Genomic DNA, 13,568 nt, shown 5'->3' with positions numbered 1-13,568 from the left:
TAAACCAACAACGCCAGGCTTAAAGCCTGGCGTTGTTGGTGTTGCTAGTGACCGCTTAGCGTACGATCATTACCGATATCTTAGAGTGGTGTACTACGTGCTCGGCGTTAGGGCCAAGTACATAATCGACAAACTTCCGCTTGTTATGCGAAGCCATCACAATGAGGTCGGCATCAATTTTTTTACCCACTTTAATAATGGCCTCCCAAGGAGAACCATCGACAATCACGCTTTGCACTTTAACGTCTTCAGGTACGTTCTCTTTGATAAACGTGTGCTGGGCTTCTTTAATAGCCTCGTGGGCTTTTTGAGAGAAGTTTTTAGGAAAATAAGCACCCACCATGGGCATCTTAAATTCTGGCAGCACAGTTACTAAGTGCAACGAAGCACCGAAGGTCTGGCAAAGCGTGATCGCGGTAGGCAGTGCCTTCTGCCATGACGCTGGCTCATTCAGATCAACCGGCAATAATATCTTTTGATACATGGTGACCTCCTTTAGGCTGCTGCAGCCGACTTTTCTGAACGCTCATTCTTACGGCGACGGCGTTGAAGAAGAACGACCAAGGCAAAAACGGCAAAGCCTGGTATCCACATCCACTCCTTCGCCCAACGGTCTACCGGTGCGAGCACTTCGATGATCTCCTGATCGAAGTCAAAACCGATATCCTGAGCCAAGCTGCCAAACTGAACAAAATCAATGGTCGCTTGCTCACCCTCTATCCATAGCTCTATGCCTAGCTGCTCCATGCGCTCCTCGCCCGTATCACCACGAGGTACAGGTACAAGCAGGTAGGTGGTCATGGGGTCACCGAAGTCGTCTTCACCCGCAATTTGTATGCGCAGGTTACTGCCATCTTCCACCTGGCCTAGCGCCTCAACAAACTGAGAAGGCGGAACCGACTCATAGGGGTCGTGAATCTTGTCCATCCAAAACCCAGGGCGGAACAGGGTAAAGGCAACCAACAGCAGCAACAGCGACTCATACCAGCGGCTACGCACCACCATATAGCCTTGAGTTCCCGCTGCAAAAATCAGCATGGCAATGGTCGCAATAATAAATATGACTATCCCCTGGAGGAACGACACATCTATCAGTAGCAGGTCGGTATTGAAAATAAACAGGAAGGGCAAAGCGGCTGTTCGCAGGCTGTAGTAGAACGCCTGGAAGCCGGTACGCAGTGGGTCGCCCCCAGATACAGCAGCAGCCGCAAACGAGGCCAGCCCCACCGGCGGCGTTACATCCGCCATGATGCCAAAATAGAAAACGAACAAGTGAACCGCAATAAGCGGCACAATCAAGCCATTTTGCTGGCCTAGCATGACGATGACGGGCGCCATCAATGCCGACACAACGATGTAGTTGGCCGTGGTAGGCAGACCCATACCTAGAATCAGACTCAGCAGCGCGGTTAGCAGCAGAATCATCATCAGGTTACCACCGGAGAGGATTTCCACCACATCGGCCAATACCAACCCAACGCCGGTTTGCGATACAGCACCCACTACGATGCCCGCCGTTGCGGTCGCAATACCGATGCCAATCATATTGCGCGCGCCAGCCACTAAGCCATCCCAAAGGTCAATGAAGCCCTCTTTTACATCGGCCGCTAGCTTACTGTGACCACGGAACAGAGCGATGATGGGGCGCTGGGTGACCATGATAAAGATCATGAACACCGTTGCCCAAAACGCAGAGAGCCCAGGTGAAAGGCGCTCTACCATCAAGCACCATACTAATACGACAACCGGCAAAATGTAGTGCAGCCCGACCATAACAGTGGGTCGCGTTTGAGGCAGCGTGACCACCTGTGAGTTCGGGTCGTCTAGTTCCAGCTCAGGATAAGAAGAACCTACCTTCAACAAACCAATGTAAGCAGCCGCAAGACCCACAGAGACCACCCAGAAAGTCGCATCTCCCAACAGGGGTTTTAGCCAACCAAGCCCATAATAGACACCAAACGAGAGCGCCATCAGCAGAATCAGGCCGGTTAAAAAGCCAATCACTTTATTTAGCAGCGGACGAACGGGGTTGCTAGACGGCAGACCCGACATGTTCGCTTTGAGTGCTTCAAGGTGAACAATGTAAATCAAGGCAATATAGGAAATAAGCGCAGGCAAAAAAGCGTGCTTAATCACTTCAACATAGGAAATGCCGACATACTCGACCATTAAAAATGCAGCGGCCCCCATAACCGGCGGCATAATCTGACCATTCACTGACGAGGAGACCTCAACAGCCCCCGCCTTTTCAGCACTAAAGCCGACTCGCTTCATCATCGGAATCGTAAAGGTACCCGTTGTCACCGTATTGGCGATCGACGACCCCGAGATCAAGCCGGTCATACCTGATGCCACCACGGCGGCTTTCGCCGGGCCACCCTTAAAGTGCCCAAGCATAGAGAAGGCCACTTTAATGAAATAGTTACCCGCCCCCGCCTTATCTAGCAGCGCACCGAAGAGAACAAACAGGAAAACAAAGCTGGTGGAAACACCAACAGCAATACCAAAAACACCTTGAGTGCCTAACCACTGGTGGTTAATTAACCCATGAAGGCTAACGCCACGGTGAGCCAATATGCCCGGCATGTGGGGGCCAAACAACGAGTAAGCAATAAAAATACCGGCAACCACCATCAACGGTGGCCCAAGCGCTCGTCGCGCCGCCTCCAGCAACAGCACAATACCAATAACCCCCACCACTACATCTTGAGTAATGGGGCGCCCCGGTCGCTGGGCAAGGTCAGAATAAAATAAGAAAAGATAAGCGCCACAGAAAGTGGCCACCGCTGCGAATACCCAGTCTTGCAGCGGAATACGGTCCCTAGGTGACCGTTTTAGCGCAGGGTAGGCCATGAAGGCCAAAAAAAGCGCAAACGCCAAATGGATTGAGCGAGCTTCCGTGGAATTAAAAACGCCAAAATTAAAAACAAAGGGGAGTGGCGATGCAATCCATAGCTGAAACAGCGACCACGATGCTGCAATACAGACAAGCAGCTTACCGGGTACTCCCAGGGGTTTCCGTGCCCCTGTGTCGCTGGATGAGACCATATCCTCAAGGTCATTATCAGCGGCTGCCGAAGGGTGTTTGTCATCACGCATACGCTTGCCCTACCTAATGGTCAGCGCTGACAGTCAGCGCTTTCAACAAGAAACGCGGACACCCAGGGTGCCCGCGCTTTATTACTCAAAAAGTGAGTGTTACTCATCTACTGCTATGGGTATCACGTCACGCTACCGTTTTACTCGATCCAGCCACGCTCACGGTAGTAACGCTCTGCGCCGTCGTGTAGCGGAGCAGTTAAGCCGTCAGCAATCATGTCTTCTTCGTTCAGGTTTTCAAACGCTGGATGCAGGCGCTTGAAACGGTCGAAGTTTTCGAAAACCGCTTTAACGGTTTCGTAAATAACGTCTTCATCAACGTCTGTAGAAGAGACAAAGGTTGCTGCTACGCCGAAGGTCTCGACATCTTCATCGTTACCACGGTACACACCGCCCGGGATAACAGAACGGGTGTAGTAGGGATACTCTTCGATCAGGGAATCGATTTCGTCACCGGTCACCGACACGATGCGCGCATCAATAGTAGTGGTCGCTTCCTGAATGGAACCGTTGGGGTGACCTACCACGTACACCATGGCATCGATATTGTTGTCTGAAAGCGCGGCAGCCTGTTCAGCGGCATCTAACTGAGATGCCAGCGCGAAGGTGCTTTCATCCCAACCGAACGCATTCATGACCACATCCATGGTGTTGCGCTGGCCAGAACCAGGGTTGCCGATGTTGACGCGCTTGCCTGGGAAGTCGCTGATATTTTCAATACCGGAGTTAGCACGAGCAACAACGGTTAACGGTTCACCATGCATGGTGAACACAGAGCGCATCTCTTCCCAGGCGCCATCTTCTTCGAAGTTGGCTTCGCCGTGATAAGCGCGGTACTGAACGTCAGACTGAACGACGCCCATATCCAGCTCGCCAGTTTTCATACCGTTAACGTTGGCAACAGAGCCACCGGTAGACGGTGCGTTACAACGAATGTTGTGCTCGTCACTTCCGCGGTTAACCATACGACAGACCGACTGGCCAACCACATAGTAAACGCCGGTTTGACCACCGGTACCGATGGTAATGTAACGATCTTGAGCTACTGCCGGTGAAGCAAAGCTTGCCGCTGCAATCAGCGCGCCTGAAAAGGCAGCGGTAGAAAATACATGGCGTTTCATGGAGATACCTCTTTATCTTGATGTTGTGAGCGTTATGCGCTTTGAAACCACCTGCAGAACGGTTCCCCTCAGGTATTTCGATATCAAAACGTTTTCAAGACAATCTGTTAACTGCATCGACAGTTAGTGCCGACTATTACTACTTTAGCGAAAAAACACGCGTTTGGCGAAACCCCATTCTGTCACAAGGACTTGAGTTTCAAGCGCCACTAACGCTGTGGATTTTGTAAGTCTAGCGGGCTTGAACGTTTAGTGGGCGTTAATTGGGGAGAATGGCGGGAATATATGCGTGTCGTGCATGACCTATGAATATTTTAAACACACGCATATATTGCTACAGGTTTAGGACTAACGTGGTCTTTTTATAAGCACTGCAGCCAACCGCTGGAGCCGTGGCGCGCCAAGCAGAATCAAACAAAATGCAACTGGCCAAGCAATATAGAAGGCGCGCCACCAACGCCCGAAAAAGCCATCCATCAGGCCTGTATTTGCCCAGGTAATTACAAACGTCATTAGTGTGACCATGTAGATCGACATTAAAAACGCGAACACTATCGGGGCGAAGCGAGGGGGAAACAGCATATGATCTCCAAGGTAACTACGACAAATGTAACTACGGCCACTGTGAATATGGCCACTGTAACTACGGCAGGTGCGAGCAGCGCACTATAAAACCAAAAGGAATATACTAATAACCACCATTAACTTTTAAGTCAACAGTGGCTACGTTTTGTACAAATATATCGGTATATACCGGCATCAGACGTTGTAACCCAGTACCGTCGGCAACCACAGCGCGATGCTAGGAAAAATAGCGACCAACGCCAACGCGCACCCCATGGCCACCACAAACAGCAGCGCCCAGCCCACAGTATGTTCTAAGCGTATTTTTGCCACCTCAGTGGTAACCATAAGGTTGACGGCGACGGGTGGCGTAAACTGACCGATAGCAATGTTCATCGCTAATAAAATCCCGAACCAAACCGGATTCCATTCAAAGTGCTGCATAACAGGAATTAGGATCGGCATCATAATCAGATAGATGGAAATAGCATCCAGCAGCATACCGGCCACCAGTACCGCTAGCATCACCAGTATCAATAGCAGAACACCATTATCGGTTAGGCTGATAATCCACTCGGCTAAATGACGGAAGGTGCCCAGCATTGTCCCCGCCCAGGCAAAAATACCCGCTAGGGAGATAATCAGCATCACCACACCTGAGATAATCGCCGCTTCCCCAAGTAACTCCCACAAATCGCGCAGCGAAAGTTCTTTGGTGAGAAAAAGCCCCACCAGCGTGCCATAGGCAACTGCCACCACTGCGGCTTCAGTAGGCGTGAATAGGCCAGAGCGGAGACCACCCAAAATCAGCACCGGAGCAAAGAGTGCAGGCAACGCTTGCTTAAACGTCGTGCGTACGCTGAGTAACTCAGCCCCCTCCACCGGCGTGCCGCCCTCCCAACCGTAGCGTTTGGAAACGATCATTGCTGGCACCAATAGCGCCATCCCCGCCAAAATACCGGGAAAGAGGCCAGCTGCGAACAGTGCGCGAAGATCCACCCCAGGCACCACAATAGAGTAAAGAATCAGCGCCACCGACGGGGGAATTAAAATCGCCGTGGATGCTGAGGCAGCGATAAGCGTTGCCGAAAATGGCTTCGGGTAGCCCGCTTTGGTCATGCTTGGCAACATGACCATGGCCACTGCCGCCGCGTCCGCAGGGCCGGAGCCACTCATGCCGCCCATAATCATACACACCAGCACCGCCACCAGCGCCAAGCCACCATGGCGCGGGCCAATCAACGCCTGGGCAAAGCGCACTAGCCGCAACGCAACGCCCGAGCGTTCAAAAATCAGCCCGGTCAGGATAAACAGGGGTATGGCAATCAGCGGATATTTCGCAATGCTGTTATACGTGTTGGTACCCAGCGTTGCCAGCATGTCGGGGGAAAGCCCCGCCAAGATGCCCACCGCACCAGAAAGCGCTAACGAAAAGGCCACCGGCACACCGGCAATGAGCAGCCCTGCGAAGGCAAGTATCATCCAGATATCAGGCGTCACTGTTCAGCCTCCCTTCTAGCCTGTCGCGGGTTTGCTGAACCAAGCGCCATAGCATGGCAGCTGACAATACCGGCAGCCAAAGTAGATACCACCACTGGGGCAGCCCTAACCCCGGTGAAAGCGACTCCCACTGGTACTCTTGCCATGCTAGCTTGCCGCCATACCAGGTAATCAACCCCAACACGATCAGCCCACACACGGCTTGAAACAGAATCAAGGCACTACGCCACCGCCCAGGCAGCGCCCGTTCTAGAAAGCCAATACGGATATGCCGGTTGCGCCTTAGCGCCACCGATGCGCCTGCAAACGTCAGCACGACTAGTAGGAAAACGGAAAACTCTTCGGTAAACGAAAACGAGCCGCCTGTTAGGTACCGAGTTACCACATTACCCAGGCTAATCAATGAGATAACAATAAGAGAAAGCGCACCAAGCCAGCGCTCGGGCCGCGCATCGGGAAAGCCTTTCATGGGGTAACCTCACAGCAAAAACTACCGACCCTCAACCGTAAGGGCCGGTAGTTGAAACACCAAAATGCTTAACGTGCGTCGATGGCCGATTGAGCGGCCTCTACCAGCTCTTCGCCGATGCGCGGCGCCCATTTTTCATAAACGGACTGGGTCGCATCCACAAAGGCTTGATACTGCTCGTCGGTTAGCTCCGTTACCGTGACGCCGCGCTCCTGAATAGCCGCCAAGCGCTCACTCTCCTCCTCACGGGTCATGGCGATTTCCCATGCGCCCGCTTCTTCAGCGGTTTCACGCAGTAACGTCTGATGCTCTTCGCTCAGTGAACGCCATACCTGCTGGTTGACGGCAAAAATCAGCGGGTCATTCATGTAGTTCCAGAGCGTTAAGTGCTCCTGGCCTACTTGGTCAATACGCGCCACGTCAAACACGGAAAGCGGGTTTTCCTGGCCATCAACCGCGCCCGTGGTCAGCGCGGGCTGGGCATCCGTCCAACTCATTTGCGTGGGGTCTGCACCCAGTGCTGAGAACGTATCTTGGAACAGTGGCGAGCCGACAACACGAATTTTCAAGCCGTTTAGATCTTCTGGCTGGCTAATCGGCCCACGGGAGTTAGAAACCTGGCGGAAACCATTTTCGCCCCATGCAAGCGGCATCACACCGCGAGACTCAATCGCTTCAAAGACCATCTCCCCCGCCTCACCGCCAGTAACTGCATCGACGGCGGTCTCATCGGGGATAAAGAACGGTAAAGAGAACAGGTTGAGTTCAGGCACCTGGGGGGACCAGTTGATGGTTGACCCCACCGCCGCATCAATCAACCCCGAGCGCATGGCGGAAAACTCGCGGGTTTGATCCCCCGATACCAGCTGAGAGTTCGGGTAGACCCGTAGGGTTAGGTCACCACCGCTACGCTCCTCAACCAGCTCGGCCCACTTTTCAGCGGCCTGCCCCCAAGGAAAGGCGTCAGACAAAACCGTGGAAACCGAGAGTTCACGAGCGTGGACAGAAAGTGAAGCAGAAAGCAGTGCCACACCGGCCAAGCCAGCGGTGAAGCGAGCCATAGAACGTGTCAGCGTCATTGTATTGATCCTTTTTTGATTTTTATGGGGCCTTGCTATTTTTTATCCTGCTCAGCTTACGTTAACAGGCATCGCCCGCTAACCCAGGAGCGCTCCATTGTAGGCACTCACGTGGTGAAAGAAAGCGCTTGATGCGCCTTTTAACCATCAACTTTTGGTGCAAAGGACGCCGAGCGTTACGGTATCGAACGCTTGCTGCTAAGCTACGCAACTCACTTTTTATAACGGCAGGGACATTAACGTGCCACTACGCGACCTGTTGCTCAGCCTGTTGGTTATCGCTATTTGGGCGCTGAATATTATTGTCATTAAGGTGGGGGTGGCAGAACTTCCGCCACTATTAATGACCACATTGCGCTTTATGTTGGTCGCTGCGCTGCTGGTGCCCTTCTACCCCGTTGCCCGAGTTCAGCTGCCTTTTTTACTGCTCCTTTCGGTGACGTTTGGCACGTTTCACTTTGCGCTTTTGTTTATTGGCCTGGGGCAGGCAGAAGCGGGCACCGGGGCGCTGCTGGTACAGATGGGCACTCCCTTTGCCACGCTGTTAGCCGTGGTATTTCTTAAAGAGAAGCTGGGCCCAAAACGTATCGCGGGGCTGCTGCTCTCGTTTTCGGGGATCGTCGTGTTAGCGGGTGGACCCACGTTACCCACGCCCCTCCCCTTGGCCATTCTACTGTTAAGTGCTTTTGGCTGGGCGGTATCGCAACTGTTGATCAAACGCGGGCCACCCATCGCACCGCTTGCATTGGCAGGCTGGGTGGCGCTGTTTGCAATACCCCAGGTAGCACTAGGGTCGTGGCTATTTGAAAGCAACCAGTGGCAGGCGATGCAGCAGGCAAGTTGGTTAGGCTGGGGAGCAATGATTTACACCGCCGTGATGTCGTCTATTGTGGCCTACGGGATTTGGTATGGGCTGCTGCGGCGTCATCCGGTTAATCGCGTGGTGCCGATGACACTGCTTATCCCCGTACTCGCAGTTGGCCTGGGTTCGCTACTCATGGGCGATAGCTTAGGGTTTCACAAACTTGCTGGCGGCGGTTTAGTGGTTGCCGGCATCGCGCTCATCGTGTTGAACATCGGTAAGCGCCACCCGGCCAAGGTGGCATAATCACCAGCGCCACTTAACTACTCAGGACGACAGAACCCTGCCAGGGCAGGAACGGACACACAGTCGCCAACTTGAATGCCGCGCTCGGCAAAGTAGCCTGCATTTACCTCAAGGGCAGAGTAATAGGCTGTCCCTGCTGGGTAGGTGGGGCACTCACGCGGCGCCTCAGACTCACAGGGCTGCATGGTGTTAATCGCCACAATGCGCCCTTCACCGTCTATATAAGCAATATCCAGCGGAATCAGCGTGCGGTACATCCAGAATGCGTTGCCCGCCGGCTGTTCGCTCTCGAAGCGAAATAGCATACCCCGGGTTTCCGGCAAATGTTCACGCCCCATTAGGCCACGCTGGCGCTGGGCGGTGGTTTCCGCCACTTCCACATCCAAGCGGTGAGGGCCTTCCCGGCTATGAATAGCGAGCGGCAAGGTGGTGGCTTGGCTGTTTTCTGCCGCCCACGCGGAAAGCAGCGGTAGCGGCAGGCTGGCGGCCAGAGAAACGCCGAGTGACGTTTTTAGCAACTGGCGACGAGTTAGGGTCATAACAGGTTCCTTTTGTTGTGCGGCGCCACGTGTGGACGATGTTCCGGCATAAGGTGTATCCCTTCCGCCAGGAGTGACACATGCACGTGCTCTTCCAGGGTTAGCTGGTTACGCCTGGCTGCATGCGTCGCGATGTCGAAACGTAGCATATCGCCGTTTGAAACTCTTAACGCTATCGACGTTATACCGCCAAGCACCACCATTTCACACACCGTAGCCGCAACGGGATTTTCACGCTCTCCATGGGATGGCCGTCCCCGCCGGTGCAGCACGATATCCGATGGCGGCAGGTACCAGGCAACACGCCTGCCCACGGCAAGCGACTGGAGCTCTTCGCCTACTTCCAGCAGCCATTCTCCCCACTTGAGACGGCGCTGACCATGCCAGTCCACGACCTCTCCCTCAAAGATATTATGACGATCAAGCAAACGCGCCACTAGCGGGGAGGCTGGCCGTCGGAAAAGCGTTTCAGGCTCGCCCTGCTGTAAGCTTGTGCCGTTGTGCAGCACGCAGATTTGGTCTGCTAGCGCCGCGGCTTCTTCTAAATCGTGCGTCACCAGCACAATGGGAATGGGTATTTGCTGGCGCAGCAGCGCCAGCTCCCGCTGCAGGCGGCGCCGCGTGACCTGATCTACGGCCGAAAAAGGCTCATCCAGCAGCAATGCCTGCGGCTCCCGGGCAAGCGCCCGGGCCAGCGCCACTCGCTGACGCTGGCCGCCGGAAAGTTCATTGGGAAAGCGTGCCTCCAACCCCTCTAAACGCACCTTGCTCAACCACTGTGTTGCATGAGCATAGCGCCGGGGCTGGGGCAGGTGGCCAAGGGCGAGTTGAACATTATCCAGCGCACTTAAATGAGGGAACAGCGCGTAATCTTGAAATACCATGCCGATCTGACGCTGCTGGGGAGGCAGCGAAATCCGCTTGCCGCCTACCCGCTCAGATGTTGAAAACCATGTACGCCCGGCGCAAGTCACCTGACCTTGTTTAGGCTGATAAAGCCCAGCAATGGTGCGCAGCAGCGTGGTTTTACCGCTGCCAGAGGGCCCTACCAGCGCCAGCAGCTCCCCGGGTCCGCAGCTAAACGTCGCATTGAGCGGTATTGGGCCGCTTTGTTGGGCAGTTACCGTTAGTTTAGCCACGCGCCCACCTACGCTTGCCTGCAAGGCCATACACCAAGCCCAAGGTGGTGAGGGACACGAACAATAACAGCGCCGACATACGCGCCGCGCCCTGCTCGTCAAATGCCTGCACACGGTCGTAGATAGCAATGGCTAAGGTGCGGGTTTCACCATCAATGGCGCCCCCGACCATCAAAATGACGCCGAACTCACCCAGCGTGTGGGCAAAGGTTAAGGCAGCGGCGGAGAGAATACCTGGCCACACTAGCGGCAGCTCAATACGCCAGAGGGTTTGCCATGGGCTAAGGCCGCTACACCAAGCAGCTTCGCGCAGATTAGCGGGCACGTGTTCAAAGGCTCGTTGAATAGGCTGAATGGCGAAGGGAAGATTAGCAATGAGCGACGCTAGCAAGATGCCGCTAAAGGTGAAGTTTAATCCGCCCCCGGTAAGCGTTGCCCATACGCTGCCTAATGGCGCGTCACGGCCAAACTGCTGCAGTAAATAGAACCCCAGCACCGTGGGTGGCAGCACCAGCGGCAGCGCAATAAGGGCTTCGCATAGCCCTTTGCCACGAAACCTAGCCGTTGCCAGGGCGCGACCTGCCCATATTCCGACGGGAAGTAAAAACAGGCACGTTAAGGCGGCCAAACGGAGTGAAACAGACAGTGCCGACCAATCCATTACTCGGTACTAAAGCCATACTGCTTGAGAATCGCCAGCGCTTCGTCTTCCTGAAGCCAGGCATAAAAGGCTTTCGCCACGTCACCCGCTTGGCGGGTGAGTACCATGCGCTGGCGCAGCGGTGCATGCCACTCCTCAGGGATCAGTACGTACTCACTGCGCTGGGCAAGGGCTGGGGCTAACGCCAGCGAATAAGCCACCAAGCCACCGCGGGCATCATCTGCCAGCGCAAACTGAGCCGCTTGGGAGACATTCTCTCCTAGCACCCGAAGCGGCGCGACCGGCTCCCATAACGAGGCATAGCTCAGCGCCTGCTGGGCGGCAACGCCGTAAGGCGCATGCTCAGGATTTGCCAAAGCGATGCGCTCGCGCGTGCCGTTAGCACTGGCGGCTATGGCTTGCTCGACGCCTGCTAACGGGGCAGCTTCATCAGGCAAATCTCCACGCTGTGAACGCTGTAGCCATGCTAGCCGGCCAATGGCGTAAATAGTGCCCTCATCCAGGGTATGTCCTTCCTGATGAAGCGCAAAGACATAGGCTTCATCAGCAGAAAGATAGAGCTCAAAGGGAGCCCCTTGGGCGATTTGACGACGAAAGTTACCCGAGGAGCCAAAGTTGAGCCTTACGCCTGCCCCGGTCTGCGCCTTAAACCGCTCCGCTGCTTCGGTGAGCGCAAACTGTAGATCAGATGCCGCTGCGATTATCGGCGGCTGCGCACCGGCCAATGCCGGTGTGCTAAAGAGCATAAAAAACGCCAGCAGGAGCGTGCGCATAAGATTACGCCTGCGCTTGCGCAACGTGGAACTCAGTGATGGCCATTACCTTCATGGTATTGGTTCCCCCATGGGCATTCATGTGGTCGCCACGGGTAAGAATCACGTAGTCACCGGACTTTGCCACCCCTTGTTTCACTAACAGGGTAAGCGCCTGGTCGTTGAGTTCCGTGGCCCTCATTTCAGATGTATCAAAGGGAAGTGATACCACGCCCCGGTAGAGCGCCATACGCCGCTGGGCGATAGGGTTATGTGCCAAGCCAACAATGGGCAGACCCGAGCGGATGCGGGAAGCAATTAGCGGCGTATAGCCAGACGAGGTCATACACGCAATGGCTGTGATGCCTTCCATATGGTTCGCCGCGTACATTGCAGAGAGCGCGATGGTTTCATCAGGCCGAGAAAAGCCCTCATGCATACGGTGGCCCGATTCTTGAGCAGTTTTTTCACGCTCAGCACCTAAACATACCCGCGACATGGCTTCTACGGTTTCCAGCGGATAGTCACCGGCGGCCGTTTCCGCTGACAGCATGACTGCATCGCTGCCGTCCAGCACCGCGTTGGCCACGTCAAACACTTCGGCGCGGGTGGGCAGCGGCGCTGAGATCATGCTTTCCATCATTTGCGTGGCGGTAATGACCGCGCGGTTCAGCGACCGCGCACGCTTGATCATGCGCTTTTGTACGCCGACCAGTTTGGCATCGCCAATTTCAACGCCTAGATCACCCCTCGCCACCATTACTGCCTCAGAGGCTTCAATAATGCCATCCAGGGTAGCGTCGTCTGCTACGGCCTCGGCGCGCTCTACTTTAGCCACTAAGCCAATCTCTTTGCCTTCTTCGCCCAGCAGGCGGCGCGCTTCGTGCATGTCTTCAGCGTGGCGCGGGAACGAGATAGCCAAGTAATCGACGCCAATTTCAACGGCGGTTTTTAGATCGATTTTATCTTTTTCGGTTAATGCCGGCGCAGACAGCCCGCCACCCTGCTTATTGATGCCTTTATGGTTGGAGAGCTTGCCACCTACCACCACGCGGGTATGCACCTGCTGACCTTCAACGTGGGTCACGTCAAGCACCACACGCCCGTCATCTAACAGGAGGCGGTCACCGGCAGTAACATCTTGCGAAAGTGTTTTATAGTCACAGCCCACTTGGTGGATATCTCCAGCATCACTATCCAACGACATATCCAGAACAAACGGCTCGCCTTCTTTTAGCACTACCGCACCATCCCGAAAGCGTGCGATACGAATTTTAGGGCCTTGAAGGTCACCTAATGCGGCTACGCTACGGCCAAGTTGGGCGGCAATTTCTCGCACTCTCACCAAACGGCGGCGATGATCGTCGGCGGTGCCATGGGAGAAATTCAAACGCACCACATCCACACCCGCCGCGAGCATGGCCTCCAGCACTCCTTCACGGTCGCTTGCTGGGCCAAGGGTTGCGACAATTTTAGTGCGACGAATTGTAGAGAAGTGCAGTGCGTTCATAGCGTTCCAACCATGCAAATTAACGTT

Annotated in this window: 13 protein-coding genes; 1 reads left to right on the top strand and 12 read right to left on the bottom strand. The window is 54.7% G+C overall.

Annotation, left to right across the window (positions count from 1 at the left end; genetic code table 11):
- Positions 1-55 precede the first annotated feature (55 nt).
- From BB497_07090 to BB497_07060, 7 genes are all read right to left on the bottom strand, one after another.
- Positions 56-484: a universal stress protein UspA gene (locus BB497_07090; GenBank protein AVI62480.1), complete on the bottom strand. Its 429-nt coding sequence runs from the start codon at positions 482-484 to the stop codon at positions 56-58.
- Positions 485-495: 11 nt separating this feature from the next.
- Positions 496-3,099 (bottom strand): C4-dicarboxylate ABC transporter, encoded by a 2,604-nt coding sequence (locus BB497_07085; protein ID AVI62479.1) that lies wholly within the window; start codon positions 3,097-3,099, stop codon positions 496-498.
- Positions 3,100-3,239: 140 nt separating this feature from the next.
- Positions 3,240-4,220: a C4-dicarboxylate ABC transporter substrate-binding protein gene (locus BB497_07080; protein ID AVI62478.1), complete on the bottom strand. Its 981-nt coding sequence runs from the start codon at positions 4,218-4,220 to the stop codon at positions 3,240-3,242.
- 348 nt (positions 4,221-4,568) lie between these two features.
- The gene (locus tag BB497_07075; GenBank protein AVI62477.1) at positions 4,569-4,802 is read right to left on the bottom strand and encodes a hypothetical protein; all 234 of its coding nucleotides are present in this window, start codon (positions 4,800-4,802) and stop codon (positions 4,569-4,571) included.
- Between the two features lie 177 nt (positions 4,803-4,979).
- A complete protein-coding gene (locus BB497_07070; protein AVI62476.1) occupies positions 4,980-6,284 on the bottom strand; it encodes a C4-dicarboxylate ABC transporter in 1,305 nt (434 codons plus the stop codon).
- The gene (locus BB497_07065) at positions 6,274-6,753 is read right to left on the bottom strand and encodes a C4-dicarboxylate ABC transporter permease (GenBank protein AVI62475.1); all 480 of its coding nucleotides are present in this window, start codon (positions 6,751-6,753) and stop codon (positions 6,274-6,276) included. Before BB497_07065 ends, BB497_07070 begins: the two co-directional genes overlap by 11 nt.
- Before the next feature lie 68 nt (positions 6,754-6,821).
- Positions 6,822-7,832: a C4-dicarboxylate ABC transporter gene (locus BB497_07060; GenBank protein ID AVI62474.1), complete on the bottom strand. Its 1,011-nt coding sequence runs from the start codon at positions 7,830-7,832 to the stop codon at positions 6,822-6,824.
- 241 nt (positions 7,833-8,073) lie between these two features.
- Here BB497_07060 and BB497_07055 point away from each other — a divergent pair, with 241 nt between their 5' ends.
- Positions 8,074-8,940 carry a multidrug DMT transporter permease gene (locus tag BB497_07055; protein AVI62473.1) on the top strand — a complete coding sequence of 289 codons (867 nt, stop codon included), beginning with the start codon at positions 8,074-8,076 and terminating at the stop codon, positions 8,938-8,940.
- 17 nt (positions 8,941-8,957) lie between these two features.
- On the opposite strand, the gene BB497_07050 is transcribed toward BB497_07055, so the two are convergent.
- The 5 genes from BB497_07050 to BB497_07030 are packed head-to-tail and all read right to left on the bottom strand — an operon-like array spanning position 8,958 to position 13,541.
- Positions 8,958-9,479 (bottom strand): hypothetical protein, encoded by a 522-nt coding sequence (locus tag BB497_07050; protein AVI62472.1) that lies wholly within the window; start codon positions 9,477-9,479, stop codon positions 8,958-8,960.
- Positions 9,476-10,648, bottom strand: a complete 1,173-nt coding sequence (locus BB497_07045; GenBank protein ID AVI62471.1) for an ABC transporter — start codon at positions 10,646-10,648, stop codon at positions 9,476-9,478. Before BB497_07045 ends, BB497_07050 begins: the two co-directional genes overlap by 4 nt.
- Positions 10,611-11,279 carry a molybdenum ABC transporter permease subunit gene (locus BB497_07040; protein AVI62470.1) on the bottom strand — a complete coding sequence of 223 codons (669 nt, stop codon included), beginning with the start codon at positions 11,277-11,279 and terminating at the stop codon, positions 10,611-10,613. Before BB497_07040 ends, BB497_07045 begins: the two co-directional genes overlap by 38 nt.
- Positions 11,279-12,052, bottom strand: coding sequence for a molybdate ABC transporter substrate-binding protein (locus BB497_07035; GenBank protein ID AVI62469.1), 774 nt, complete (start codon positions 12,050-12,052; stop codon positions 11,279-11,281). The genes BB497_07040 and BB497_07035 overlap by 1 nt, the downstream gene beginning before the upstream one ends.
- A 4-nt stretch (positions 12,053-12,056) precedes the next feature.
- On the bottom strand, positions 12,057-13,541 hold the full coding sequence (locus BB497_07030; GenBank protein ID AVI62468.1) for a pyruvate kinase: 1,485 nt from the start codon (positions 13,539-13,541) through the stop codon (positions 12,057-12,059).
- Positions 13,542-13,568: the final 27 nt, after the last annotated feature.

It is taken from the genome of Halomonas sp. GFAJ-1, assembly GCA_002966495.1.
Lineage (GTDB): Bacteria > Pseudomonadota > Gammaproteobacteria > Pseudomonadales > Halomonadaceae > Vreelandella.
The sequence above is the reverse complement of the archived record's forward strand: the minus strand, read 5'-3'. Positions and strand labels throughout refer to the sequence as shown.